Origin of the sequence: Streptomyces sp. CB02400 (assembly GCF_001905725.1) — a bacterium.
In the GTDB taxonomy this organism is placed as follows: domain Bacteria; phylum Actinomycetota; class Actinomycetes; order Streptomycetales; family Streptomycetaceae; genus Streptomyces; species Streptomyces atrovirens.
This window is the reverse complement of the sequence record NZ_LIWB01000011.1, coordinates 1-24,719: the sequence shown is the minus strand read 5'-3', so window position 1 is coordinate 24,719 and position 24,719 is coordinate 1. Positions and strand designations below refer to the sequence as shown.

21 protein-coding genes and 2 pseudogenes are annotated in these 24,719 nt (G+C 67.4%); 15 read left to right on the top strand and 8 right to left on the bottom strand.

The window, feature by feature from the left end; translation table 11 throughout:
* Positions 1-35: 35 nt before the first annotated feature.
* On the bottom strand, positions 36-1,217 hold the full coding sequence (locus AMK33_RS24625; protein ID WP_073935138.1) for an ROK family transcriptional regulator: 1,182 nt from the start codon (positions 1,215-1,217) through the stop codon (positions 36-38).
* Between the two features lie 847 nt (positions 1,218-2,064).
* Here AMK33_RS24625 and AMK33_RS24620 point away from each other — a divergent pair.
* The 5 genes and pseudogenes from AMK33_RS24620 to AMK33_RS43960 all read left to right on the top strand — a co-directional run.
* Positions 2,065-4,401, top strand: coding sequence for a family 49 glycosyl hydrolase (locus tag AMK33_RS24620; protein ID WP_079194948.1), 2,337 nt, complete (start codon positions 2,065-2,067; stop codon positions 4,399-4,401).
* Between the two features lie 111 nt (positions 4,402-4,512).
* Positions 4,513-4,959 carry a DoxX family protein gene (locus tag AMK33_RS24610; protein WP_073935351.1) on the top strand — a complete coding sequence of 149 codons (447 nt, stop codon included), beginning with the start codon at positions 4,513-4,515 and terminating at the stop codon, positions 4,957-4,959.
* Between the two features lie 84 nt (positions 4,960-5,043).
* Positions 5,044-5,700 (top strand): lytic polysaccharide monooxygenase auxiliary activity family 9 protein, encoded by a 657-nt coding sequence (locus AMK33_RS24605; RefSeq protein WP_073935137.1) that lies wholly within the window; start codon positions 5,044-5,046, stop codon positions 5,698-5,700.
* A gap of 129 nt (positions 5,701-5,829) precedes the next feature.
* Positions 5,830-6,342 carry a DoxX family protein gene (locus AMK33_RS24600; protein ID WP_079194946.1) on the top strand — a complete coding sequence of 171 codons (513 nt, stop codon included), beginning with the start codon at positions 5,830-5,832 and terminating at the stop codon, positions 6,340-6,342.
* 52 nt (positions 6,343-6,394) lie between these two features.
* Positions 6,395-6,556 (top strand): annotated as a pseudogene (locus AMK33_RS43960) (ATP-binding cassette domain-containing protein); the annotation flags it as partial.
* Positions 6,557-6,726: 170 nt separating this feature from the next.
* Here the strand turns inward: AMK33_RS43960 and AMK33_RS24590 are convergent.
* Together AMK33_RS24590 and AMK33_RS41615 are read right to left on the bottom strand one after the other, a co-directional pair.
* Complete coding sequence (locus tag AMK33_RS24590; protein WP_443030928.1) at positions 6,727-7,485, bottom strand: tyrosine-type recombinase/integrase; 759 nt, start codon at positions 7,483-7,485, stop codon at positions 6,727-6,729.
* A 993-nt stretch (positions 7,486-8,478) separates the two neighbouring features.
* A pseudogene (locus AMK33_RS41615) lies at positions 8,479-8,559 on the bottom strand (IS5/IS1182 family transposase); the annotation flags it as partial.
* 136 nt (positions 8,560-8,695) lie between these two features.
* On the opposite strand from AMK33_RS41615, the gene AMK33_RS24585 reads away from it, so the two are divergent.
* Entirely contained in the window at positions 8,696-9,013 is a 318-nt protein-coding gene (locus tag AMK33_RS24585; protein ID WP_073935135.1) for a hypothetical protein, read from the top strand.
* Positions 9,014-9,022: 9 nt separating this feature from the next.
* Here the strand turns inward: AMK33_RS24585 and AMK33_RS45230 are convergent, their stop codons facing one another.
* Positions 9,023-9,166: a hypothetical protein gene (locus AMK33_RS45230; RefSeq protein ID WP_443030927.1), complete on the bottom strand. Its 144-nt coding sequence runs from the start codon at positions 9,164-9,166 to the stop codon at positions 9,023-9,025.
* Between the two features lie 82 nt (positions 9,167-9,248).
* On the opposite strand from AMK33_RS45230, the gene AMK33_RS24580 reads away from it, so the two are divergent.
* Positions 9,249-10,529, top strand: a complete 1,281-nt coding sequence (locus AMK33_RS24580) for an IS701 family transposase (protein WP_073935134.1) — start codon at positions 9,249-9,251, stop codon at positions 10,527-10,529.
* A gap of 1,381 nt (positions 10,530-11,910) precedes the next feature.
* Here AMK33_RS24580 and AMK33_RS24570 read toward each other — a convergent pair.
* Positions 11,911-12,603 (bottom strand): haloacid dehalogenase type II, encoded by a 693-nt coding sequence (locus AMK33_RS24570; protein WP_073935132.1) that lies wholly within the window; start codon positions 12,601-12,603, stop codon positions 11,911-11,913.
* A 237-nt stretch (positions 12,604-12,840) separates the two neighbouring features.
* Between AMK33_RS24570 and AMK33_RS24565 the strand changes: the two genes are divergently transcribed.
* Positions 12,841-13,458 carry a TetR/AcrR family transcriptional regulator gene (locus AMK33_RS24565; protein ID WP_235618183.1) on the top strand — a complete coding sequence of 206 codons (618 nt, stop codon included), beginning with the start codon at positions 12,841-12,843 and terminating at the stop codon, positions 13,456-13,458.
* Between the two features lie 84 nt (positions 13,459-13,542).
* Here the strand turns inward: AMK33_RS24565 and AMK33_RS24560 are convergent, their stop codons facing one another.
* From AMK33_RS24560 to AMK33_RS24550, 3 genes are all read right to left on the bottom strand, one after another.
* On the bottom strand, positions 13,543-14,877 hold the full coding sequence (locus tag AMK33_RS24560) for a helix-turn-helix domain-containing protein (protein WP_073935131.1): 1,335 nt from the start codon (positions 14,875-14,877) through the stop codon (positions 13,543-13,545).
* Between the two features lie 323 nt (positions 14,878-15,200).
* Positions 15,201-15,779 carry a hypothetical protein gene (locus tag AMK33_RS24555; protein ID WP_073935130.1) on the bottom strand — a complete coding sequence of 193 codons (579 nt, stop codon included), beginning with the start codon at positions 15,777-15,779 and terminating at the stop codon, positions 15,201-15,203.
* Positions 15,776-16,441 carry a class II aldolase/adducin family protein gene (locus AMK33_RS24550; RefSeq protein ID WP_073935129.1) on the bottom strand — a complete coding sequence of 222 codons (666 nt, stop codon included), beginning with the start codon at positions 16,439-16,441 and terminating at the stop codon, positions 15,776-15,778. The genes AMK33_RS24555 and AMK33_RS24550 overlap by 4 nt, the downstream gene beginning before the upstream one ends.
* A 1,003-nt stretch (positions 16,442-17,444) precedes the next feature.
* Here AMK33_RS24550 and AMK33_RS24540 point away from each other — a divergent pair.
* From AMK33_RS24540 to metF, 7 genes are all read left to right on the top strand, one after another.
* Entirely contained in the window at positions 17,445-18,431 is a 987-nt protein-coding gene (locus AMK33_RS24540) for a hypothetical protein (RefSeq protein WP_073935127.1), read from the top strand.
* Positions 18,432-18,568: 137 nt separating this feature from the next.
* Positions 18,569-19,567: a PLP-dependent cysteine synthase family protein gene (locus AMK33_RS24535; protein WP_073935126.1), complete on the top strand. Its 999-nt coding sequence runs from the start codon at positions 18,569-18,571 to the stop codon at positions 19,565-19,567.
* Positions 19,568-19,587: 20 nt separating this feature from the next.
* Entirely contained in the window at positions 19,588-20,559 is a 972-nt protein-coding gene (locus AMK33_RS24530) for a DMT family transporter (protein WP_158075135.1), read from the top strand.
* 57 nt (positions 20,560-20,616) lie between these two features.
* On the top strand, positions 20,617-21,264 hold the full coding sequence (locus tag AMK33_RS24525) for a class I SAM-dependent DNA methyltransferase (protein WP_073935124.1): 648 nt from the start codon (positions 20,617-20,619) through the stop codon (positions 21,262-21,264).
* Positions 21,265-21,427: 163 nt separating this feature from the next.
* Positions 21,428-22,654 (top strand): methionine adenosyltransferase, encoded by a 1,227-nt coding sequence (gene metK, locus AMK33_RS24520; protein WP_073935123.1) that lies wholly within the window; start codon positions 21,428-21,430, stop codon positions 22,652-22,654.
* Positions 22,655-22,794: 140 nt separating this feature from the next.
* Positions 22,795-23,778, top strand: a complete 984-nt coding sequence (locus AMK33_RS24515) for a carbohydrate kinase family protein (RefSeq protein ID WP_073935122.1) — start codon at positions 22,795-22,797, stop codon at positions 23,776-23,778.
* Positions 23,775-24,686 (top strand): methylenetetrahydrofolate reductase [NAD(P)H], encoded by a 912-nt coding sequence (gene metF / locus AMK33_RS24510; protein WP_073935121.1) that lies wholly within the window; start codon positions 23,775-23,777, stop codon positions 24,684-24,686. Before AMK33_RS24515 ends, metF begins: the two co-directional genes overlap by 4 nt.
* The last annotated feature ends 33 nt before the right edge of the window (positions 24,687-24,719 follow it).

Below are 24,719 nucleotides of genomic sequence, written 5' to 3'. Positions count from 1 at the left end.
CTTCAGCCGGGGTACCGACCGGCGGCGGTAGTGGGTCAGGAGATGGCGGCACCCACCGCGTCACGGATGACGAGGCAGGCCGCGCCCCGAGCCCACAGGTCGTGGCGCACGGGGTCGACGTGGATGTCGCAGTCGCGGGCGGCGGTGGAGAAGGCGTGGGCTTCCAGGGCCTGGGACATCGCCGGGCCGAAGAGGTCGTGGGCGACCGCGCCCTCTCCGGCGATGATGATCTTCTGTAGGTTCAGCAGGTTGCACATGCCGGCCAGTCCCCGCCCCAGGGCGGCTCCCGCCTCGGCGAACGCGGAGCGGGCGACGGTCTGGGCGGAGCCGCCCGACGAGCGGGCGAGATCGACCGCTTCGGAGATGGTGGCGCAGGGGACACCGGCGTCCTGCAGGTGACGCAGGACGGCCCGGTCCCCGGCGAGGGCTTCCAGGCAGCCGCGGCGGCCACAGCTGCACATCGGGCCCGCGGGATCGAGGGGTAGGTGTCCGAGTTCGCCGGCCAGACCGGTGGCGCCGGAGAACAGAGCACCGTCGAGAAGGAGACCGCAGCCGATTCCGGGGCCGACCGTGACGACGGCGAAGGAGTCGATGTCACGGCCCTGGCCGAACCAGCGCTCGGCGACCACCAGGGTGTTGACGTCGTTGTTCACGACGACCGGCAGTCCGGTCGCCTCGCGCAGCGGGCCGGCCACGTCGACCTTGTTCCAGTCGAGCAGGGCCGAGTAGCGGCAGATCCCGGAAGCGGAGTCGACGTGACCGCTGACCCCGACTCCCAGGCCCAGCACCCTGTCCGCCGCTTCGGGCGCCTCGGAGAGGAGCCTGCTGGTCAGGGCTGCAGCGGCGGACAGGGCGGTCTCGGGTGTGCAGTCGGCGATCGCTTCCTCGGCGCGGGCCAGGACGTTGGCGGCCATGTCGGTGACCACTCCGGAAACCTGCGCGGGGCCGATCTTCATGCCGACGACGATGTGCTTGTCCGGATTGACGTGGAGCATCTTCTGCGGCCGGCCCCGCCCTTGCGGAGCGGTATCCGCTTCGCGCAGGTAGTCGTTTTCCAGGAGCGGGGGGAGCATCCGGGTCACGCTCGAGGGCACCAGGCCCAGCCGCTGGGCGAGCTGGGTGCGCGAGATGGGACCCGCGGTGAGAACGGTGGCGAAGATCTCCGCCCGGGTCTGCTCACCGACAAGCTCCGAAAAACGGATCTTGGACGGGCTCATCACGGACGCCTCCAGAATTGTGGTCGGTCAAAAGCTGGTCGAGCTGGTCCATCCGCATCGAACCCGATGCGGTACGCGCCATCGTCCATGACGCGAACCGCAGCCCGGCACGGGACATCGGCCTCCCGCGTCGTTTCGGCACCGGTCCGGTGGCGCCGGCCGACTGGACATGACGGGAGTCTGTCCCTCCCTGTTTTCGTGCGTCAAGAAAGAAAACAGCGCGTTACGCAACCGTGATCGGCGCTTCCTGTGCGCACCGGTCAGGCAATAAGTCCAGTTATGCCCCCAGTGGGGCCTCAGTGGAAGTCTGGGCGTCAACGAATCTTGCTGATTTCATTGACACGAAGAAGAAATGACGGGACGTTATCCGGCGACCGCAGGACGCCGGGCTCGACAGCCGGCGCTTGTGCGGCATCCCAGTGACCCGTCGTCCGCGCCGCTGTCCTCCAGCGGCGTGCGTGTTGCGCCCCCGGCCCGAGCGGGGCGGAGAACCGGAGCGTCCCGGCCCCACGGATGAACCCGGGCGCACGCGCCACCCCCTCTTGCCGGCCGAAGGGAGGAGTTCTGCACCGGCCCGGCCGCCGTTCCGCCCAGAGGTCACGGACTGCCGGTCCGGCGGGCCGCTGACTGCGGCCATCCACGTATACGCAGCCCGTGCGGGCCAGGGAACCCGCAGAGCCTGCCCGCACCCCACACACCCGCACGAAGCCCACCAGGACCGGCCGCGCTTCCCCTCGAAGCGCAGGTTCTCGCCGGTCTGCGCGCTGATCGAGCCGCCCGAGCGAACCTCTTGGGGCGGTGCAGAGCCGCCGGTGGGCCCCTCATCGTCAAGGAGAAGGACATCAGCATGCCCGCAGCAGCACTGAGACGGCTGGCGGCGATCGCCGCCGGTCTGGCGCTGGCACTGGCCCCGGTCATCGTGCCCGTCAGCACGGCCGCCGCCGGGACATTCCAGGCCCGCCCCGCTCCCGACGTCCCGGCCGCCTCGGCGGCTGAGCCGACACCCGCGGACAGCACCGCCCTGAAGACCTGGTGGCACGACAACCACGAGTTCAACACCACCAGCCCGGTGGCGAACGACAAGGTCAGACGCTCGTCGTTCTACGACGTCCAGGTCGCCACCGCCGCAGCCCCGGGAACGCGGTACGACTCGTTCGCCTACATGAGCATCCCGCGCAGCGGCAAGGGCAAGATCGGCTACACCAAGGAGGACGGGGCCGAGTTCTCCTCGTCGGCGAACCTCACCATGAGCTGGTCGTCCTTCCAGTACACCGCCGACGTCTGGGTCGACGTCTCCCTGCGTACCGGCCAGAGCATCTCCTCGGCCGACCAGGTCAGGATCAAGCCCAGCAGCCTGAACTTCGACAAGCAGCTCGTCGACGGCGACACCGTCCGCATCAAGGTCCCCTACAGCCAGGCGGGCCACCGGTTCTCCGTCGAGTTCGACCCGCAGCTGTACACGGCCTACAACGACATGTCCGGCCCCGCGAACGACGCCGGCAAGCTGACCACGCAGGGAGGCGGCGGCAACCGGGCCGTCCACACCGAGCCCCGCAACTCCATGATGATCTTCGCCGAGCCGGCCCCGACCGGCGCGGAGAAGGACCGGCTGGTCCCGACGGCGGCCTCGGGCAGCATCCACTACCCGCAGCAGGGCCAGGTCACCAACCTGAACACGATCAGCGAGGAGATCGTGTACTTCCGGCCCGGCACCTACTACATGACCTCCAAGTACCACGCGCTGCTGCCAAAGCAGGTCAAGTGGGTCTACCTGGCCCCCGGCGCGTATGTGAAGGGCGCCATCCGGTTCCCCGACGACAGCCAGGGCCTGTACAAGGTGACCGGCCAGGGTGTGCTCTCCGGTGAGCAGTACGTCTACGAGGCGGACACCAACAACAACTACGACCACCTCTCGGGTGCGTCCAACTGTCACTCCAGCTGCGTGAAGATGCTGCAGTTCCAGTCGGCGCAGGGCCGCCAGCAGCACCTGGACCTGCAGGGCGTGACCATCAACGAGCCGCCGTACCACTCCTTCGTCGTCTACGGCGACGAGCAGACCTTCAGCATGCGGGTCGAGAACTACAAGCAGGTCGGATCCTGGTACTGGCAGACCGACGGCATCGAGCTCTACCGCGGCAGCACCATGAAGAACACGTTCTTCAACGCCAACGACGACGTGCTGAAGATGTACCACAGCGACGTCAGCATCGATAACACCGTCGTCTGGAAGAACGAGAACGGCCCTGTCATCCAGTGGGGCTGGACCCCGCGCACCATCGACAACGTCCGCGTCTCCAACACCCACGTCATCCACAACCGGATGTACTGGAAGGACGTCAAGTACAACACCTGCATCCTGAACTCCTCCTCGCACTGGGAGGACATGGGCTCGACCACCAAGGCCGACCCGAACGCGTGGGTGAAGGACATGACCTTCGAGAACATCACCGTCGAGGGCATGACGAACTGCGCGATCCGTGTCTTCGCCCTGTCCAGCACCGAGAACATCCACGTCAAGAACCTGAAGATCGACGCCTGGAGCCAGCTCGACCCGTCCTCCCAGGTCAGCCTCCTCAAGCGCTACAGCAACAGCGCCGGGCAGAAGGTGACCCTCGGCAACGAGACCCGTGACAGCCGCGGGCTGAAGCTGGAGAACTACACCGTCGGCGGCACCGTCATCGACAAGTCCGGCACCAACTGGGCCGCCGACAAGCTCGGCCGGATCGGCTTCGACGCCGAGACCTGGGACAACTGGAACGCCTGGGGCCCCGGCGGCAACAACCCCGACCCCGACCCGGTCACCGGCGGCAAGATCGTCAACGGTGCGACCTCCAAGTGCGTCGACCGCGCCGGCGGCTCCACCGCCAACGGCACCGCCGTCCAGCAGTGGTCCTGCGCCGACGTTGCTTCGATGAGCTGGGCGCTCGACGGGCAGCAGCTGAAGTCCGGCGGCAAGTGCCTGGACGTCGAAGGCGGCGCCACCGCCAACGGCACCAAGGCGCACCTGTGGGACTGCGGCGGCTGGGACAGCCAAAAGTGGGCCTTCCAGTCCAACGGCACCCTGAAGAACCTCAAATCCGGACGCTGCCTGGACATCGAAGGACAGAGCACCGCCGACGGCGCCCGCCTGCACCTGTGGGACTGCGGAACCTGGGCCAGCCAGAAGTGGACCCTCACCTCCTGACCCACCCCGATGGCCGCCGGCGATCCACCGCTGCCGGCGGCCACCGGCCTCCGCGTCCCGCAGCAACCTGAACCCTCCGTCCCCTGCCCGCCGCTGAGAAGGGGCATCACCGTGGAGACACCCACCAGGTACCAGGGCCCGGTTCTGGGCCTGTTCCGGATCGTGTTCGGACTGCTGTTCGCCTGCCACGGAGCGGCAACGCTCTTCGACGTGCTCGGCGGGCCGCATGGGCAGCCCCCCAGTGCCGGCCAGTGGCCCGGATGGCGGGCGGCGGTGATCCAGCTGGTCGGCGGCGCCCTCGTCCTGTTCGGTCTGGGTACCCGGCCGGCCGCCATCCTGTGCTCCGGCTCCATGGCCTACGCCTACTTCGCCCACCACCAGCCCGACGGACTGTTCCCGCTGGAGAACGGCGGCGAGAAGGCCGCCCTCTTCTGCTGGGCCTTCCTGCTCATCGCAGCCCTCGGCCCCGGCCGGTGGTCCGTGACCGAGCTGCTCACCCTCTCCACCCACCGCAGGCGGCTCACGCGAAAGGAGGTGAGCAACACGCACAGCACCTGACCACACACAACAGCATGTCATGAGCACGTAAATCATAGGTCATGCGGACCTGTGATCTCCCGACGCACACGGAGGAAGAGCACCATGAACCGCGTAACCGCGACCACGGCCGGCCGCACCGCACTGGGCGCCGCCGCACTGGCAACCAGCCTGCTCGGCGTGCTCGCCCAAGCGCCGACGGCCTCCGCACACGGCACGGTCATCACCCCCGAGACCCGCAACTACGGCTGCCTGCAGCGCTGGGGCTACACCGAGCCCGACGAGGCCCAGGACCCCATGTGCTACCGCACCTACCACGAGAACCCGAACGCCATCGGCGCGTGGAAGGCCGTCTACGCCAACAACACCGGGGACAACTACAAGCAGGTCATCCCCGACGGCCAGATCTGCAGCGCCGGCGGCCAGGGCGAGACGAACTACCGGCCGCTCGACCGCCCCGGACCGTGGAGGACGACCGACATCGGCGCCGACTTCACCGTCGACCTCTACGACGAGGCCCGGCACGGCGCGGACTGGCTCGAGGTCTACGTCACCAAGCAGGGCTTCAACCCGGAGTACCAGCTCATCGGGTGGAACGACCTCGAACTGGTGAAGAAGACCGGCCGCTACCCCTACCAGGCGCACTACGTCACCGACGTCAGCACGTCCGGCTACAGCGGACGGCACGTCGTGGTGACCGTCTGGAAGGCGTCGCACATGGACCAGAAGTACTTCCTGTGCAGCGACGTCGACTTCGGCTAGCCCCCACCACGCACCACACGCCATAGAACACGCGGGTCCCGCAGAGGCGGCACCGACGTCCCCGCGGGGCCCGCACCCCACGAACCCTGCGGTGCACCCTTCCCACCGGCCACGCCCAGGAGGCACCGGATGGCCCGTATCCGTCCGCTCCCCACCCCCCGCACCGACGAGACCACCACCCCGTCACCCGCAGCGTCGCGCCACAGTCCCGCTGGCCTCTTCCACCGCGCCGCCGAGCGCTACCGCCCCCGCAGCCTCACCGTCCTGCGCATCAGCACGGGCCTGATCTTCCTGTGCTTCGGCTCCCTCAAGCTCATCCCCTCCGCCAGCCCTGCCGAGCACATCGCCGTCCAGGCGACGACCAAGCTGACGCTCGGTCTGCTCCCGCCCCACATCCTGCTCCCGGCCCTGGCCGCCGTGGAGATCTGCATCGGCATCGCCCTGCTGACCGGTGTCCTCCTGCGCTACGCCCTCGTCGCCTTCTACCTCCACATGGCCGGCGTCTTCGCCTCGCTCTTCCTGCTGCCTGACGCCATGTGGCACCACGGCGCTCCCACTCTCGAAGGCCAGTACGTCCTCAAGAACATCGTCCTGATCGCCGCCTGCCTCGCCGTCACAGCAGACGAACTCACCCTCCGCTGACCAATCCCGCATCACCAACGGACCATCGCGCCCCGAGTCAGGAGAGCACCACGTGGGCAGCACCATCACCCTGAAGAACGTCGCCAAGACCCACCCCGGCGGCCAACCGGCGCTGCGCCGGCTCTCCCTCACCGTCGCGGCCGGCGAGTTCCTCGTCCTGCTCGGCCCCTCGGGCTGCGGCAAGTCCACCCTCCTGCGCATGATCGCCGGACTGCACAACCATCACCAACTGGGCAGACGCTCCCGGACCAAGTGGCTCTGGCCTGCAATTCCATGCCCGTACTGGACTGGCGTGGACGCCCCTGGACGGTCACTACAACCTGTGCCGTGGGGTGCCGTTGCAGCCCAAACCGGAGGGCGGCCCCGACAGGCGTCGCCGCGGCCTCATGCCGCGTCCCACAGGCCGGCGTCCAACACGCGCGCCGCCTTGGTGATGCTCCCCGGCATCAGGTGCCGGTAGGTGCGGTACGTCTCCTCGATCGACTTGTGCCCCATCCACTCGGCCACGTCGGTGATCGGGATGCCACTGCCCAGCACGTTGGAGGCGAAGTAGTGCCGGAAGCCGTACATCCCCATCCCGTCCACCACGGACAGCTTCTCGAAGAGCGCGCGGACGCGCCGGCGTTCCATCGGCTCCGTGTAGTACCCGCTCGGCCCCCGCAGCAGATACCCCTCCCGCGTGGCGCCGTGCTTTGCCTCATGGCGTTCGATCGCCTCCCGTACCGAGCGGGGCAGCGGAACCTCCCGGAACTTCCCCACTTTGCGATGTTCTAGCTTTGCCGGCCGGTGTGTGTTGGAGTGGACCTGCTCATGCACCCGATACACGTCGTCCGCCACGACGTTGTTGACGTTCACGGCCCTGGCCTCGCCGTTGCGCAGTCCACACCCCGCCGTCATCGCGATCCCCAGAGCAAGGTCGTCCGCCGCGACAGCCAGCGCCGTACGCTTCTTCTCCGCATAGATCTGCGTGAGGCGCTCGATCGCGTCATCTTGCGTGTCGAACCCGCTCTCCTCGACCTGCTTCCCCAGACCGTTGCGGAAGCGGATCGTGTACGAATGCGGACACCGCGTCGGCCGAGAACAGCCGCAGTCCTTGAAGGACGACCCCGTACCACGAGCGAGCTGACGAGCCAGGAGACGCACCTTCCAGACAGGAGCCAGGCATGCACCCAGGCCACCGCCGCGGCAGTCACCAAGTCAGCAAGCCAGGACACCCCCGCGCCCCATGCTGACCATTTGCTGACCTGAGCGGCCCCACTACGCCTCCGACCTGCGCAAACGCCCAGATGCTAGATCTTGGACTTGAACAGAGTACGCAGCACTTTGGACTCCTGTTTGATGGCTCCCTGCCTGCTTTCTGCAGGTCAAGGGCGGTCTTCACCGTACACCGGAACTCGTCGGACTCGAAGATTCCGAGGAACATCGACCCCACTCGGGCGAGAAGGCTCCTCGCCTGCGCTTCCGCGGAAAATGAGGCTGTTGCACTATCGCCGACCAAGCACCCGTCTCGGAGTGTGCGAGGGCTCATGCTGACCAGATGCTGACTTACCTGACGATGTGCCAGGTAAGCACTTCGTCGAGCACGGAGCCACCCTCCGCATCGACCTGGAAGTCGTTCAACACACCCGACAGCCGGGGCTTCGCCCGGTTCCAGAACACCAGGCGGTCGAGTGGACCTGCGACTGGCCGGACGCCCCGCCGGCGCCCGTGGAGTACACGATCCGGGCAGCCGTGTGACGCAAAGCGAACCGGGCCCCCGACCGTGACCGATCGATCGCGACCGCTACCACTTGGTGGGCAGCCGTGTTCCGACTGCTTGCCCAGACTGCTACTCCAAGCCGCAAGGCAACGACAGGGAGAAGGCAGTGGAAGAATCCGAGCCGCAGACCGTCCCGCTGCACGTCTCGACTACGACCGGTGTACCCACAAGTGGCGAGAACAGGATGTTCGTCGAGGTGCAGCGTGCGGATACGAAAGCGACGGCACTGAGTGGAGTCACCGGTGCACTGCTTGCGATCACGGCGGGGACGGCACCGTCCACACCGGTCAACTCGTCGCGCATGCTCAGCGCGGCTGTGCCACTGGTGGGCGCACCTCTCGGGGCAGCCCTGGTATCGGTACTGATGGCCCTGCGCCCAGCTTCTCGAAGGCTCGCGGGCTCAGCCCGGAGAACGGGGCTGTCCAGGACGGCTCCGACGCTGTGGTCACACCAGCCACATCGAGATCATCTCGTCCATGTGACCACTTCTTCAGAGAGCCACCAGAGCTCTCGTCGACCGTTCTCCTGAGCTGCGACACTCTGCACGTGGTTCATCCCGCGACAGACCAGCTGTCCTCCGCCGAACGTGCCTTCATGATCAACGCCACCGAGATCGACATCCTTCCCGGTGTCTGGGGTGACCTCGACGAGCCGCTGGTCTCAGGGCCCGCCTCGGCTCTCGTCCCGATCCTCCTTCCCCTCATCGACAGAGGATGGATCGAAGTGTGCCGGCTCGTGCTCTGGACAGCGCCGGATGGCACTCTCGGAGAGCAGCCCGGTCCCCCCGTCCCGAAGCAGGACCTTCCCGTTGTCCTGGCGGACGCGGAGAATTGGGAGTACCCGCGATCCGGCACGTGGCTGGGGTGCCTCACACTGACCCTCACCGAAGCGGGACAAAGGATCCCCCGCTGACAAGCAGTCTCAACGGCACCCCTCCGTTCTCTGAAGATCCTCAGCGACTGCCGCCTCAAAGACGAAGGCGTTCACCGCAACGTGCTCGACATCGCCCTCCTGCACAACCTCGCCCTCGCCGGATGAGGCGCAACGTCGCTGGTCGATCCGCATGCCGCAGATCATTTACGGGACAGCTCTTACTAGGACTCCGTTAGGTCTTCGGGTTTGGCCTGTTCCTGGGCATATTGGGTGGATGGACGCACATGAAGTGAACCGTGTCCGGGCGAAGTTGGCGTTGTACGTGGCGGATGTGTTCTCCTCGGTGCCGCGCAAGGACCAGCGGGCCAAGGGTGACTGTTACCTGCGGGGACTGATGCTGGACGGCCGCCGCAAGTCGGTCCAGGCCATGGCCTCGAGGCTGCCGGACGGCAACGAACAGAACCTGCAGCAGTTCGTGAACCAGTCCACCTGGGATCCGGTGCCGGTGCAGCGGCGGATCGCAGAGCGCATGCTGCCGCTGATCAATCCGACGGCCTGGGTGATCGACGACGTGTCGCTGCCCAAGGACGGAAGGATGTCGGCCGGGGTGGCCCCGCAATACTGCGGGGCCCTGGGCAAACGCGCCAACTGCCAGGTTGCGGTCAGCGTCCACGCCGCCAGCGACACTGCCTCCTGCCCACTGCAGTGGCGACTGTTCCTGCCCAAGGAGTGGGCCGAGGACACCGAACGCCGCACCGCCACCCGTATCCCGCCCGAGGTCGGGCACCGCGAGAAGTGGCGGCTGGCCCTGGACATGCTCGACACCCTGGTCGGCTGGGGCATGAGCCCGCCGGTCGTGGTGGCCGATGCCGCCTACGGCGTCAATGCCCACCTGCGGGCCGGCCTCGCAGAGCGGGAGATCGACTATGTGCTGGCCATCCGCGGCGACGTGAGTGCCCATCCGTTCGACGTGAAGCCGGTGGCCCTGGAGCGCAAGGGCCCCGTCGGCTGCTGGCCCCAGCCCCGCTACCGCCGGCCCGCACCCTCGGTGGCAGCCCTGGCCGCCGAGCTCGGGCAGGAGGCGTTCACCTCCCTCACCTGGCGGCGGGGCTCGCGAGGAGAGTTACGGTCCCGCTTCGCCGCTGTGCGCGTCCGCCCGGCCGGCAAGGCTGTCGAGCGTCCGATCCGGGCCGCCGCCTCGGCCGAACAGGGCTGGTGGGACGGGGTGCTGCCCGACTGCTGGCTACTGATCGAATGGCCCGAGGACGCCGAGACGCCCACCGAATACTGGCTGTCCAGCCTGTCGGCCGACACCCCGATCACCGATCTGGTCCGCCTGGCCAAGGTCCGCTGGCGCATCGAGCACGACTACCGCGAGCTCAAGCACGGCCTGGGCCTGGACCACTTCGAAGGCCGGTCCTGGCCCGGCTGGCACCACCACGTCACCCTCGTGACCGCCGCCCATGCGTTTCTCACCGAACAGCGTCTGGCCCCAAAAGCACCCACACCGGGCTCACTCTCTACCAGACCCTCGACGCCCTCCAGGACATCCTGAGGTGCTGGACCGGCATCTGCACCACCTGCCACCAACCCCTGCCCACCAGGCCACACACGACATCAAAACCGAGACAGACCTAACGGAGTCCTATTACCAGCTGACCTGGCGATCGAGACAGTCGATCAGTTTCACCTCACTGCGACGCAATCGATCACGCTTGTCTGCAGGGAGGGAGGCCAGTGCGTCGACGAGGACACGCGTTCGGGGAATGTGGACCATCGCGCCTGAGTAGATCCGGCACCTGGAACACCAGGCCAAGCCGACGCACCGCTCGAACATCGAGGATTCAGGAGGATGGAGACGGAACTGGTGGGAGCGGACGGCTGTCCCACAAGCAGCACGGATTCGACGATCACCGTCTCTGACCGTGTCCCAGGTCGCGATCTTGACCCAGCGCTGCCGCCCGGCCGGTGCTCTTCAAGTCGTCATGCGCAGCATTCTCCCCACGGTCGTCTCGCGACATCGCCCCGTCCCGGAGCCCCACTCATGGCCGACCCTGCCAGGGCCAGAACTGGGGCCGTTTGAAGCTGGAACAAATGTCGCCCCAACCACAAGGCGAGGCCAGCCCAAACGGGTGTGTCAGTTTAACGGCCCTGTCTCGCATCCGGTGGTAACGGAGGGTGGCACTGTCCGAGAAGGGTGCGGTGGCAGAGGGGGCCGTCGGAGCCTTCCCGTCGCCCGGAAACTCGTTCCGGCAGCTGAGTCCGGAGGTTCACGTGTCGGCACCGGCACTCCGTGCCTGATGGCGTGCCCGGCGTTGATCCCGTACGCGATGTCTCGCAGAAGATTCCATACGTGCCGAAGCAGCATCCTCATCCGAGGGTCTCCAAGCAGTCTCGACTGCCGAACACGGCGCGGAAACGCCTTTCTCCTAGTAAACCTACCAGTATGGATACCGGGTACCCGCCGGCATGGCAGTCAGTCGTCGCGACGGTGACAGCCCGCCCCGAGCCGCTGCCGCGAGGACTCTTTTCAGGAGGCCGGAGTCCTGCGGGCGAAAAGTCACGCGGTACGCGGGCCGGAGGAGAGCGTCGCGCATGTGCGCAAAGCACCGACGACACCGCGGGGGAGGTCCGGGCCGTCCGACCGTGACCGCTGCCGGACGTCGGGAATTCCCGACGAACTGGGCTTCGCCACCAGGGGCGAGCCGGCCCGCGGCACCGTCCACCTCAGCGTCACGGCCCGCCTCTCCGCCACCTCTTCGAACGAATCGGCCTCGGCCACGCGGCCGCGGCACCCGGGTCCCGGCGGCTCACGTCCCTGGACCGGACCGCGGCCGAGCTCCTCCGCTCCCTCTTTACAGCCCCACAACAGGGCTGTGGCACCACGGCGGGAAGGCTACGGCCGTCGGATGCCAAAGACCCGTCGCGTTCCGGCACTACACCACCGCCAGTACGGCGGCCAACTCCTCCAAGCCACTGGACCGAAACGTGAACGAGTCGCTTCTGCGCGGCGGATCCCCTACCGGTCGCTGCACGTAAGCAGTTCGCATGCCCACGGCTTGGGCCCCGCGAAGGTCCCAAGCGTGCGCGGCAACCATGAGCACGCGCTCCGGCGGAGAACCTGCCGCGTCGAGCGCGAGCCGGTAGACCTCCGGCGCAGGCTTGTACGCCCGGACGTCCTCGGCGGACAGGGCCTGGTGCCAGCGCAGTCCCGTGTGAGCGTTGAGCCGAAGCAGAGAGGCACGGCTGGCATTGCTGAGGGCCAGTACCGGAAAGCGCTCGGACAACCGTGCGAGGCCGGCGAGGGAGTCACCCCAGGGCTTCATGCGCTGTCCCGCGGTGGCCAGCCGATCGAGGGCGGCGGCGTCGGTCAGGCCGACGCAGCCGGCCACACGCTCGGCCGCCTCCCGGTCGATGACCTGCGAGTTGACGTAGGGCCGCACATTCCCCGCGATGCGACGCTGCTCGCGCTCGACATGCTCTTGCCACACGTCGAGCAGCCGGTCGACAGACGCTTCCTCTGCCGCAGGAACCGCCTCCCGCATGGCCGCTCGCAGCCCACCGGGTTCATCGACCATCGTGCCGAGGACGTCGAAAACGACGGCCTCGATGCGGTGAACCTCGGTCATTCGGCCTCCTCATCACGCGCTCCGGCGTAACACGGTGGACCGAACCGACCGACCAGGCCCGCCATTGCCCCATCGGCGGCATGTCGTGACGAACGGGCGACACGGGCGACAACGACGTCGCAATGGTCGTTCACTTCGCCGGCGAGACGGAACTCCTCGGCGTTCACGAGGCGTCCTCGGGTGTTCACACCCGCGGAGCCACTGTTGTAACCATACCGCTGGGTGTAGCGTTGAGGTGTGGCTGTCAACAGCAAGACCGTCGATCGAAGCAGCCGACGACCCGGCGTGCAACACCTCACGCCGGCCGGCGTGAAAATCCTCCAGACAGCCTCGCGGCTCTTCTACGAGCAGGGCATCCACGCCGTCGGTGTCGAGGCGATCGCGGCAGAAGCAGGCGTCACCAAGAAGACCCTCTACGACCGCTTCGGTTCGAAGAACGACCTCATCGTCGCCTATCTGCGCGCTCGTGACGGCTTGTGGCGTTCCACGCTGGTGAAGTACGTCAACGGCCATGACGGTCCCCCGGCGGAGAAGATCCTGGCCACGTTCGACGCCCTGCGCGAGTGGATGCGCGAGCGGAGCCTGCGGGGCTGCGCCTTCATTAACGCGTCCGTGGAACTCCCCGAAGGCCACCCTGGCCGGGCGGTCGCCCGCGACCAGAAGGCCTGGCTGCTCTCCTACCTGGAAGGACTGGCCGCGGAAGCCGGCTCCGATGACCCCGCGGGACTGGCCGCCCAGATTCTGATCCTGCACGAGGGGGCCTGCGTCGCCGATTCCATGCGGTCGCTTGACCAGGCCGTCGATCGTGCTGAACACATGGCCGGAGTCCTCATCGAAAGGTCGCTTCCCCAGTGACCACTCCGATCCCCGGCCCCGTGAAACATCGGGGATGATCCCGGGCTCATGTCCGTTGTCGGGCCCCCGGCCACCGGTGAGGTTCTACGCGACGAGAGAAGGAGCCGCGAGGGAGTTCGGCATGGGCACCGGGTCGGCCGCCCGGCCGTTCGCCATCGCGCGCCCGGGGTTGCCGTTCGACTGCCTCGACAGATCGGCCGCATACGCCCGCAACAGGTCGTGCATGCGATAGTGACGCTCGCCATGACGCTGAACCAGGTGCGCGGCGGCCAGGTTGCACAGCGACAGTGAGGCTTCCTCCGGAGGGACACCCGCGATCGATGCCGTGCTGACCACATCGATCAGACGCCCCGGGAGCAGGCCGAGCCCCCGGAAGACACGAGCGCTCTGCTCGTCGAGCGCCTTGTACGAGGTCTCGAACACGTCGCGGAGCACCACGCCCCCTTCTGCGAGGTTCAGCCTGGCCTGCCGGGGTTTGAGTTCGGTGGCGAGGACCTCGGCACTGTGGTGCTGTCGGCTCACGATCCTCTCGGCGGCCAGGACCAGAGCCAGGGGAAGACACCCGCATCGCTCCGCCAGTACGGCCACCGCGCCTGGGTCGGCGTCGGTCCGCACCTGGCCTATGACCGCGCCGATCAGCTTGGCGGCTTCCGGTTGGCACAGCTCGGGCAGAGGCAGCGAGACGGCGTCCACCAAGGGCATCAGCCCCGGTAATCGCGACCGGCTGGTCACCACGACGGCGCATCCCGGAGATCCCGGTAACAGGGGGCGGATCTGCTGGGCGTCCGCGGCATTGTCCAGAACCAGGAGCATTTCCCGGCCGTGCAGGTATGACCGGAAGGTGGCAGCCCTTTGTTCCAGCTCGGCTGGAACGCACTCAGAAGACACGCCCACGGCGCGCAGCAGATCTTCCAGCACGTCGAAGGGAGCGGCCGCGGTGTCCGGCTCGGGCCCCTGAAGGCTGACGAACAGCTGCCCGTCGGGGAAGTGGCCGTCGTTGACGGCTCGGTGTGCCCATTGCACCGCGAGTGCGGTCTTTCCCACGCCGGGCGGGCCGTTGATCACCGCCACGGGTACCGCAAGTGTTTGCTCGTGGCTTCGAAGGAGCCCGTCCAGTCGACGCAGGTCATCGTGGCGCCCTACGAAATGCCTTTTCGCCGTGGGAAGTTGGGCAGGCCGGATCCAGCCTTGCTGCTGCCGGGTGGCCACCTCCAGAGCGGAGGCGATGGCGGTGAAGGTGTTTCCGATGTCGAGTGCCCGGTCGCAGGCCTTCGCGAAGCTCACCGAAGGTGACCGCTTGCCGGTCTCGACCTTGCTGATGTGCCCCGGGTTGAAATGCACCCGGGCGGCGAACTGCGTGAGCGAAAGCCCTCGCTTCGTCCGGTGAGCCCGCAGCAACTGTCCGTATGACGCCGGCACTCCGTCGAGAGAGCCGATTCTTTCCTGGGTACGCCGAGTTGACGATGATCCCTGTACTGGTTCTCGTACCACTGTCTAGCCCCCAGAATTGTGCAGTTGTCCTGAAATAGCCGGTTCGAGCCGGGGTTGCCGCGACTGCCGCGCCTGCTTCCTGGTCCGGTCGGTGGGCCTGGTGATCCGGATCGCACGCTTCGGACCGTCCTGGCGGTTGCGAGTGGGCTCCGTGGAAGCCGGTAGCGCTCACCGGTGAGAGAGACCGGGCAGGAAGGTCGCGCCCCGCACCGGCGAGATGGCCGCGGCGGAGGTCTTCGATGAGGCGCCGGTCAGTCGCCGGGCGTCGCCAGCAACTCGTCATGGGTCGGGAACCGGGAGGCGATGCCGTCCGGCAGGACACGGACGGCACTGCGGTCGGCCCGCTGGAAGAAACGGATCACCGTGCAGCTCGGGTGAGCGCCCGCGTCGAACCAGTGGGGCGTGCGTCCGGGTACGGACAGCAGGTCGCCTGCCGTGCACAGCAACGCGTACACCTGTCCCGCGACATGGAGGGAGAAGCAGCCCGTGCCCGCCACAAGAAAGCGCACCAGATCGTCGTCGTGGACGTGTTCTTGCATGAACGCCTCACGCGCTGGACATCTCTGCGGGCTTGGATCGGCCGGCGGGGGAACCCTGCGGACGATGTCGACGATCCGGTAGCCGCCCTCGGCGCCCAGATGGTCGATGTGGCTCTCGTACGCCTTCATGACCGTGGTGTCGTCGGCGTCGGCCGGAAGCCGGCGGGCGGCGTGCCACCGGACGAGGCGCACACCGATCCTGAGCAACTCCCCTTGGATGACGTCCAGGTCGTCGGTCCGCACCCGCACCGTCTCCGGGGCGTCCTCCGGCATGATCTGTAGCAGTGTCACCAGGTGTTCACCCTGACCTCAGCGGGTTCGTCGGCGACCGCGCCGACCTGGGGGAGGTGGCTGAGCCGTTCGATACGCTCCAGCTCGCCGAGCGCTTCGTCGGCGTCACGACCCCAGGCGACGAGGCCGTTCTGCCGGACGAGCAGAACCGAAGAGGTGCCGAGGGTCGAGGCGTCGAGAGCGGCCACCACGTCTTCGGCGACGCGTGACGCATCAAGCCGGTCCGCAACGACCGGCGGTACGGGCGGGCAGTCATCCGACAAGTCGACTGCCTGCGCCGCTTCCGGTTCCCTGAGGAGCGCCTGGCCGCTGCCGTCGGCCACGGTGGTGAGTGCCTCGGCGCACGGTGCTTGCGCACAGATCACCGCTCCGCAGTCGGGCAATCGCCGGTAGAGGGCGAGGTGTATCGCGGTTTCGTCCGGGGGCCACTCGGTCTCCCCGAGCAACGGCAGCCCGTCGAAGGGATCCACCATCACGGTGTCCTGGTGGGTCATCACCCTTTTGTCCAGGTCACCGACGGTGATCAGAATCGCTTCACCTGATCGGATCGAGATGCTGCCGGACATTCCCGGCAGCCAGCCATGTCGGCACACGGACCGGCCGATCGCCGAGAGGTGCTGACGTTGCGGCTCGACGTCGTCGCGGATGTATACGGGTCTCACGGATTCTCTTCTCCCGTACGGGCCGGTGGGCTGCGTCCTCATACACCGGTAGCCGTGCCGTTGACGTCCCAGCGGATCGACAGCACAGGTTCTGGTGGCAGCCGGGGCTTCACCAGCCGCTACGCCGGACAGACGGAGCAACACGTGCGCATCTCCTTCGTGGGGGGGGAGACGGTGACGTATACCAACCGGTATAGCTACATGCTAGGGAGTCGGTTTTCGCAGTGTCAACGGGGAACCTCCGAGGCGGCCGGAAAGCTCTTTCCCGATGCAGCCCGGTCGCACGTCTGGTATGCAGCGGACCCGTCGGCAGACGGAGAACGCCCGCTTCATGGCGATATGTCGATCCTTGCGGCCGGGTCACGCGGGTCCGGTTTCCGCGTACTGCTGCCAGGCTGCCGTAGTCACCGGTGGCGCCACGGCGGGCGAGGGCGAGCACGGCCTGGAGGTGCTTCTTCCCACCGGCACGTCTGCGGCCGTGGAAATCCCGCGAGTTCGGCTCGTAGCGGACGCCGACCAACGCAGAGGCCCAGAAGACGCGCTGAAGTTCTCGGTGATGGACGAGCGGCCGGGGAGCCGGAAGAGCCACGAGACGGCAGCACTCCGACAGTCACACCCGGCGCCCCCCGGGCGACCCGACCCCACGATCGACCCGATCGAGAAGGCAGAGCCGTCCGAGCCGACGGCGGGAAAGAGCGCCCGGCGACCGGCCGGTGCGCCGGCGAACGCCGGACCGACACATACGGCGAGGTGCTCCGGGATTCGCTGTTGCCAGCGTTGCCTGACGACAGGCAACAGGGCACCCCTTGTACGGCGTTGCCGGCCATGGCGATAGTGGAATCGCTGCTACCGCAAAACGCCGTCCCCCGTGAAAGGCGTGATGCGATCGCAGTTGATCCCTTCGGCACAGAACGGTTCCGTGCGCCCGCCTACCCTTCGTCGAATCGGGCGGGCCGGAGACCTTCACAGAAGCAGTGCTGTCGCCACCTCTAAGGAGACCGAGATGGGTACACGTGTCGACCATTCCGAATTGGTTGTGTCGCCCGGCGAGTTCTTCCAGATAAGCGAACTGGAACGGATCAGGTCATCCATCGGGCTCCGGCTTTCGGACCATTCCTACCTCCCGAAGGCAAAGGACCCGCGGGCCGACTGGGTGGCGAGCGTTGCCGTTCCCGCGTTCAAGACGCTGGCACACATGGGCGTACTCGCCCCGCGGTTCTGCACGATCGGGACGGGAGCGGGACTCGACGCCCTGGCAGCCGTGGAAATTCTGCAAGCACGTACCGTCGGTTTCACCGACCTCCATCAGGACGTTCTCACGTATGCGCGGGAAAACATTCGCAGCAACCTCCTGATCGAGGACGTAGAACTGATCGGAGGCGCGGGTGACCTCCTCGCCCCACTGGCCGACAAGCTGTCGCAGATCGACGTGATCTACGAGAACCTCCCCAACATTCCGATGGCGGGCGACGAGGACCTGGCCGACGGGCAGACGAGTTCGACCTTCATCACCGAGCGCAGCGAGGAGATTCCCGGAGCCGCGGAAAAGAACCTCTTGACGCTCCACTACCTGGCTCTCCAGCAGGCGCATCCCCTCCTTCGGGTCGGCGGGCGCGTACTGTCGTCGATCGGTGCGCGCATTCCGTTGTCTGAGATCCTGGCCCTCTCCGGAGCCGCCGGCTACAACGGCAACATCCTGACCTACACCTGGAAGGTCCAGTCCGAGCCGGCCGAAGTGGTCGGCGGATACGCCCAATGGGAGAGGGAAGGACTGGGACCGTTCCACTTCTACCCGGTGAACGTTCTGTGCGACGCCTTCGAGGGCCTGTCCCCCGCGGCCGCCGGGGCGCAGGCCCTGAAACTGGAGGAGGAGCTGGCGCCGTTCGAGATATCGGCACTGGACGCCCTGGCTCTGGTGGGGAAGGGCGAAAGGGTCGGTCACACGGTCGTCATCCTCGACTCGGTGAAGATTCCTGACTCTGCCCTCTGACCGGACCCCACTGCCTCTTCGGTGCGTTGACAGTCGGCAGCGGACGGCAAGGCACCGGGCGAGTACTGGCCCGGTGTCCGCGGCACACCCGCCGATCCGGCTCTCCATCACCGTTTCCACTCTCGTAAGGAGTCGGCATGAATGTCCAGTCGTTCATCGGCAGGACGCCCCTCGTCGAACTGAAGACCTTCGACGTTCCGGCCGGTGTTCGGATATTCGCCAAGGCCGAGTTCATGAATCCGGGGGGCAGCATCAAGGACCGGATCGTCCGCTACATCCTCGATGACGCCGAGCACCGCGATCTGCTCCGGCCCGGCACGACCGTCGTGGAGAACACCTCCGGGAACACTGGTGCGGCAATCGCGATGATGGCGGCGACACGCGGCTACCGCGCGATCCTGACCATGCCGGACAAGGTGAGCAAGGAGAAGCAGGACGCCTTGCGCGCCATGGGCGCCGAGGTGATCGTCTGCCCGACCTCGGCCCCGCCGGACTCGCCCAAGCACTATGTGACGCGCGCAAGGCGCATCCACGCGGAGACGCCTGGTTCGTTCATGCTCAACCAGTACGACAACCCGCTCAACGCGGAGGCTCATTTCCGATCGACGGGCCCTGAGATCTGGGAGGCGCTCGGTCACTCGGTGACGGCGTTCGTCGCATCGGGGAGCACCGGCGGCACGATCTCCGGAACTTCCCGGTTCCTGAAGTCGAAGAATCCGTCCGTAACGTCCGTCCTGCTCGATCCGGTGGGTTCCATATACCACCGCTACTTCCACGAAGGCGTCGTGGACCCTTCACAGATCGCACCGTACTTCGTCGAGGGCGCAGGTGAGGATCACCTGGCGAAGTGCATGGACTTCTCGGTCGTCGACGATGTGGTTCAGTTCACCGACGCCGACGCTTTCGCCACCTGTCAGCACCTGGCCAGACGCGAGGGTCTCGTCTGCGGTGGCACCTCGGGCGCCAATGTGTGGGGCGCCGTGCAGGTGGCCCAGTCGCTGACGGGACCGGCCACGGTCGTCACCGTCCTGCCGGACAGCGGAAGCAAATACATCTCCAAGATCTACAACCGGGACTGGCTGATGCAGAACGGTTTTGCCGCTGGGCGGAATCCCGCGCTGGAAGCGACTGCGTGATGGGGAGTACGCAAAAGAACGTGGCAGCGGCACTGACGGCCGCTCTCCTATGGGCCTTCGCCTTCCCCGCCCCGGCCGCCGTCAAGCCGGCGAGTGAACTGCTCCTGGTCACAGGCCGGTACTCCTTGTTCGGCCTGTGCGGCCTGTACGTCCTGCTCCGAGGCCGGAGCCTGCTCAGGCTGATGCCGATGCGCAGGATCCTCTTCGGCCTGTACATAGGCTTTGTGGGGTACTTCGTCTTCTACATCTGCGTCTCGTACTCCGCCACCATGGGCAGTGGTTTCATCACCGCGGTCATCGTGGGGTCCTCACCGATCACCATCGCGGTGGCCGGCAACGTCGCGGAAAAACGCATGTCGTGGAGCGAGTTGGTCGCGCCGGTCCTCCTGATTCTCTCCGGCCTCACCCTTCTGAGCGCCGCGGACTTCATCCACGAAAAGCCCTCGGACCACGCTCACGACTCACTTTTCGGGATCCTGCTGGCCCTCATGGCCATGCTCACCTGGTCCTACTTCGTCGTCCGCAACGCCCAGTCACAGCGCACCTGGGAGACGAAGCCGGACCCCAAGATCTGGGCAGCGCTGGTGGCCATGGGGGCAGGCGGCGCCTCCATGGTCCTGCTGCCCTTCGCCGTCGCCACCACGCCCGAGGAGACCTTCGCCCCGTACCCCCTGTTCAAGATCATCGCCTGGTGCGTCTTCCTCGGGGTCATCGGTTCCTGGTGGGGCACATACATCTGGGTGAAGGCGGCGCAGGGCATTCCGGTGCCCTTGGTCGGGCCGTTGCTCGCCACCGAGACGATCTTCGGCGCGATCATGAGCCTCCCGGCGGAACAACGGATGCCCACCTGGACGGAGGTCGGCGGCGCCGTGTTCGTTCTTGCCGGAATCGCTGTCTACATGGTGTTCGACGTGAAGAACTCCCGATCGCGAGGAGACGGCACCGGCACCGAGCGGAAATCGGGCACGCCAGACGTGCCCGCAGTGACATAGCAGAGCGAGAGAAGAACCCTCGCGATCGTCGATCCGGACCGACAGGGAGGAAATCCCATGAGCAGCTCCTTCACGAACGTCAAGCAGTCCCACGTCTTCTTCGACGATTCTCCGGGGCTGAAGAACTACTACGAGGACTGGGCGTCGCGGTACGACGTGGACCTGGCGGACCAGAAATGGGTGGCACCCCGGATCGCGGCCAACCTCGTGCACCTGCTCGCCTCCGCCTACGCGACGCCGGACACGACCGTGTTCGACGCCGGCTGCGGCACCGGCCTCGTCGGCAGTGTCCTGCGCACCCTGGGCGACTACGTGATCGACGGCGTCGATCTCTCGGAGAACATGGCCGCCGAAGCCCTCAAGACCCAGGCGTACCGGAAGGTCCACGGCGGCGTGGACCTCTCGGTGCCCCGGCGCGACGACCGTCTGGACCAGTACGGCATCGTGGTCAGCAGCGGTGTGTTCACGCTCGGCCATGTGCGCCCCACGGCGCTGCTCACACTGATCGAGTACGCCTTGCCCGGCGGTCTGATCGCGGTTTCCACCCGCGGCAGCTACGCGACCGAGACGAGCTTCGAGGACTTCGCCCGGTCCGAGGAGGTCGCTTCCCTGGCCCTCCTGGAGTTCAAGCTGGGCGACGCCCACTACATCGCCGAAGAGAGCGCCGACTACTGGGTCTTCCGCAAGACCGGCCCGGCGCGGTGACAAGGGCCTCGCGCCGCTGATCCGGCTCGGCCCCCTCTCCCCCGACTTCACGACAGAAGTGCGCGCAGTCACCAGCGGCGCCGGGGCCACGTGCCTCCGGCCCCGGCGGCCCGGGCCGCGCGCATGTCGACCGGTACACCCACCACGTCTGCCCTGGAGTGTCATGTCGCGCAGCCTGTTCACCTCGGAGTCCGTGACCGAGGGCCATCCCGACAAGATCGCCGACCAGATCAGCGACACCGTCCTCGACGCACTGCTGCGTGCCGACCCCGCATCGCGCGTGGCGGTCGAAACCCTGATCACCACCGGTCAGGTGCACATCGCGGGCGAGGTGACGACCTCCGCCTACGTCGACATCGCCACCCTGGTCCGCAAGAAGATCCTCGACATAGGCTACGACTCCTCGGCCAAGGGTTTCGACGGTGCCTCCTGCGGGGTGTCGGTGTCGATCGGCGCACAGTCCCCCGACATCGCCCAGGGCGTCGACACGGCGTACGAGAGCAGGCTGGACGGCTCGGCCACGGGTGGCGCGACCGACGGGCTCGACCAGCAGGGCGCTGGCGACCAGGGTCTGATGTTCGGCTACGCGACCGCCGAGACTCCCTCCCTGATGCCGTTGCCGATCGAACTGGCCCACCGGCTCTCGCGCCGACTGACCGAAGTCCGCAAAGACGGCACCATCCCCTACCTGCGCCCCGACGGCAAGACCCAGGTCACCATCGAGTACCTGGGCAGTCGGCCCGTGCGCCTGGACACGGTCGTCGTCTCCTCCCAGCACGCGAGCGACATCGACCTGGACAGCTTGCTCACCCCCGACATCCGCGCCGAGGTCGTCGAGCACACTCTCGCCCGGCTCGCCGACGACGGCATCAAGCTGGACACCGAGGACTACCGCCTGCTGGTCAACCCCACCGGCCGCTTCGAAGTCGGCGGTCCGATGGGCGACGCGGGGCTGACCGGACGGAAGATCATCATCGACACCTACGGTGGTTACGCCCGACACGGCGGCGGCGCGTTCTCGGGCAAGGACCCCTCCAAGGTGGACCGTTCTGCGGCGTACGCGATGCGCTGGGTGGCCAAGAACGTCGTCGCGGCCGGCCTGGCCACACGGTGCGAGCTCCAGGTGGCGTACGCCATCGGCAAGGCCGAGCCCGTGGGCCTGTTCGTCGAGACCTTCGGCACCAACACGGTCGCCGTCGAGAGGATCGAGAACGCCGTCTCCGAGGTCTTCGACCTCCGCCCGGCCGCCATCATCCGCGACCTCGACCTGCTGCGCCCGGTCTACGCCCAGACCGCCGCCTACGGCCACTTCGGCCGCGAACTGCCGGACTTCACCTGGGAGCGCACCGACCGCGCGGACGCCCTGCGCAAGGCAGCGGCGTCGGGCTGACAGTGCGGCGCCGGGGCACGGACCGGCACGACAGACGGCGGTGCGCGGGCTGCCCCCGGACCGCGCACCGCTTTCCCGTCGGCCTCGCCGCCCCGGCCCTTCCTCCATCCACCCCGCCTCAGGACCAAGGAGCGCTGTCCATGCGTATCGCCGTGAGCGGATCGATCGCGACCGACCACCTGATGGTGTTTCCCGGACGCTTCGCCGAACAGCTGATCAAGGAGCAACTGGAGCGGGTCTCCCTCTCCTTCCTCGCCGACCGGCTCCAGGTGCGCAGAGGAGGCGTCGGCGCCAACATCGCCTTCGGTCTCGGCCTGCTCGGTCTCGATCCGATCCTGGTCGGCGCGGCGGGAGTCGACTTCGCCGAGTACGGCTCCTGGCTGCGGGCGAACGGCGTCGACACGTCCGAGGTCCGGGTCAGCGAGCGTCTGCACACCGCCCGCTTCGTGTGCACCACCGACGAGGACCTGAACCAGATCGCCACCTTCTACGCCGGCGCCATGGCCGAGGCCCCCAGGATCGACCTGGCCGCGATCACCGAACGTACCGGCACGCCCGCGCTCGTCCTGGTCGGCGCCGACGATCCCGCTGCCATGCTGCGGCACACCGCCACGGCCCACCGGCTCGGCATCCCCGTCGCTGCCGACCCCTCCCAACAGCTCGCCCGCCTGGAACGCGACCAGGCACGCCAACTCGTCGACGGGGCGAGGTGGTTGTTCACCAACGAGTACGAGGCGGCCCTGCTTCTGGAACGCACCGGATGGACGGAGGGCCACCTGCTGGGGCGGATCGGCACCTGGATCACCACACTGGGCGAGGCCGGAGTGGCGCTGACCAGGTCGGGTGCCCCCGCACTGCGGATCCCCGCCGTACCCACGGAGAAGATCTCCGATCCCACGGGCGCGGGAGACGCCTTCCGGTCCGGGTTCCTCGCGGGTACGGCGTGGAACTGGACGCAGGAGCAGGCGGCCCGACTCGGCTGCGCCCTGGCCACCACCGTGCTGGAGTCCGTCGGTACCCAGGAGTACGAGCTCAGCCCGCCGGACCTGATCACCCGCGTCGAGCAGACGTACGGCAACGACCCGGCCCGTGCTCTGAAGCCGCGGCTCGCTCAGGTGTCATGACCTTCAGGGGGTGGTGCGGGCAGGCCGGGAGGCACGCGTCGACGGACGGTTCCCCGACGTTCTCGTTCGAGTTCTTCCCGCCCAGGACCGCTCAAGGCGAACAAACGCTGTGGTGGGCCATCCGCCGGATCGAGGCGCTCGCTCCCGACTTCGTGTCCGTCACCTACGGTGCGGGCGGATCCTCGCGTGAGCGGACCATCGAGGTGACGCGGCGGGTCAGGGCCGAGACGACCTTGCGACCGGTGGCCCATCTGACCGCCGTGGGGCACTCGGTCCTCGAACTGCGTCACATCATCGGCGAGTACGCCGACGCGGGAATCCACGACGTACTGGTCCTGCGCGGCGATCCACCCGGCGATCCGAACGGCCCTTGGATCCCGCACCCGGACGGTTTCACCCACGCCTATGAGCTGGTCGAACTGGTCCGCTCCCTGGGAGACTTCACCATCGGTGTCGCCGCGTTCCCCGAGCGGCACCCACGCTCGCCGGACTGGGAGAGCGACATCCGGCACTTCGTCGCCAAATGCCGCGCGGGCGCGGACTACGCGATCACCCAGATGTTCTTCGACGCCGAGGACTATCTGCGGCTGCGGGACCGCGTCGCCGCCGCCGGTTGTGACATCCCGATCGTCCCGGAGATCATGCCGGCCATCGACGTCCGCCAGATCCGCCGCTTCGCGAAGCTGTCCCACGCCGCGTTCCCCGAGGACCTCGCGCACCGTTTGGAGGCGGTCCGCGACGACCCCGTGGCCGGTCACCGGATCGGCGTCGAGCACGCCACCGCCATGGCCGGGCGCCTGCTGGCCGAGGGAGCCCCGGGTCTGCACTACATCACACTGAACAAGTCCACGGCGGCCCTGGACATCCATCGCAACGTACTGAGCGCAAGGAGCCTCCGTGTCAGTTGAGTTCACCGATCTCAAGGTCGCCGACCTCTCCCT

Coding starts and splice junctions, on each gene's coding strand:
- AMK33_RS24515 (WP_073935122.1), top strand. CDS start 22,795: ATGCGTATCGCCGTGAGCGGATCGATCGCGACCGACCACCTGATGGTG.
- metF (WP_073935121.1), top strand. CDS start 23,775: ATGACCTTCAGGGGGTGGTGCGGGCAGGCCGGGAGGCACGCGTCGACG.
- AMK33_RS24570 (WP_073935132.1), bottom strand. CDS start 12,603: ATGACCGAGGTTCACCGCATCGAGGCCGTCGTTTTCGACGTCCTCGGC.
- AMK33_RS24625 (WP_073935138.1), bottom strand. CDS start 1,217: ATGAGCCCGTCCAAGATCCGTTTTTCGGAGCTTGTCGGTGAGCAGACC.
- AMK33_RS24600 (WP_079194946.1), top strand. CDS start 5,830: ATGGCCCGTATCCGTCCGCTCCCCACCCCCCGCACCGACGAGACCACC.
- AMK33_RS24605 (WP_073935137.1), top strand. CDS start 5,044: ATGAACCGCGTAACCGCGACCACGGCCGGCCGCACCGCACTGGGCGCC.
- metK (WP_073935123.1), top strand. CDS start 21,428: ATGTCGCGCAGCCTGTTCACCTCGGAGTCCGTGACCGAGGGCCATCCC.
- AMK33_RS24620 (WP_079194948.1), top strand. CDS start 2,065: ATGCCCGCAGCAGCACTGAGACGGCTGGCGGCGATCGCCGCCGGTCTG.
- AMK33_RS24585 (WP_073935135.1), top strand. CDS start 8,696: ATGATCAACGCCACCGAGATCGACATCCTTCCCGGTGTCTGGGGTGAC.
- AMK33_RS24535 (WP_073935126.1), top strand. CDS start 18,569: ATGAATGTCCAGTCGTTCATCGGCAGGACGCCCCTCGTCGAACTGAAG.
- AMK33_RS24540 (WP_073935127.1), top strand. CDS start 17,445: ATGGGTACACGTGTCGACCATTCCGAATTGGTTGTGTCGCCCGGCGAG.
- AMK33_RS24525 (WP_073935124.1), top strand. CDS start 20,617: ATGAGCAGCTCCTTCACGAACGTCAAGCAGTCCCACGTCTTCTTCGAC.
- AMK33_RS24580 (WP_073935134.1), top strand. CDS start 9,249: ATGGACGCACATGAAGTGAACCGTGTCCGGGCGAAGTTGGCGTTGTAC.
- AMK33_RS45230 (WP_443030927.1), bottom strand. CDS start 9,166: ATGCGGATCGACCAGCGACGTTGCGCCTCATCCGGCGAGGGCGAGGTT.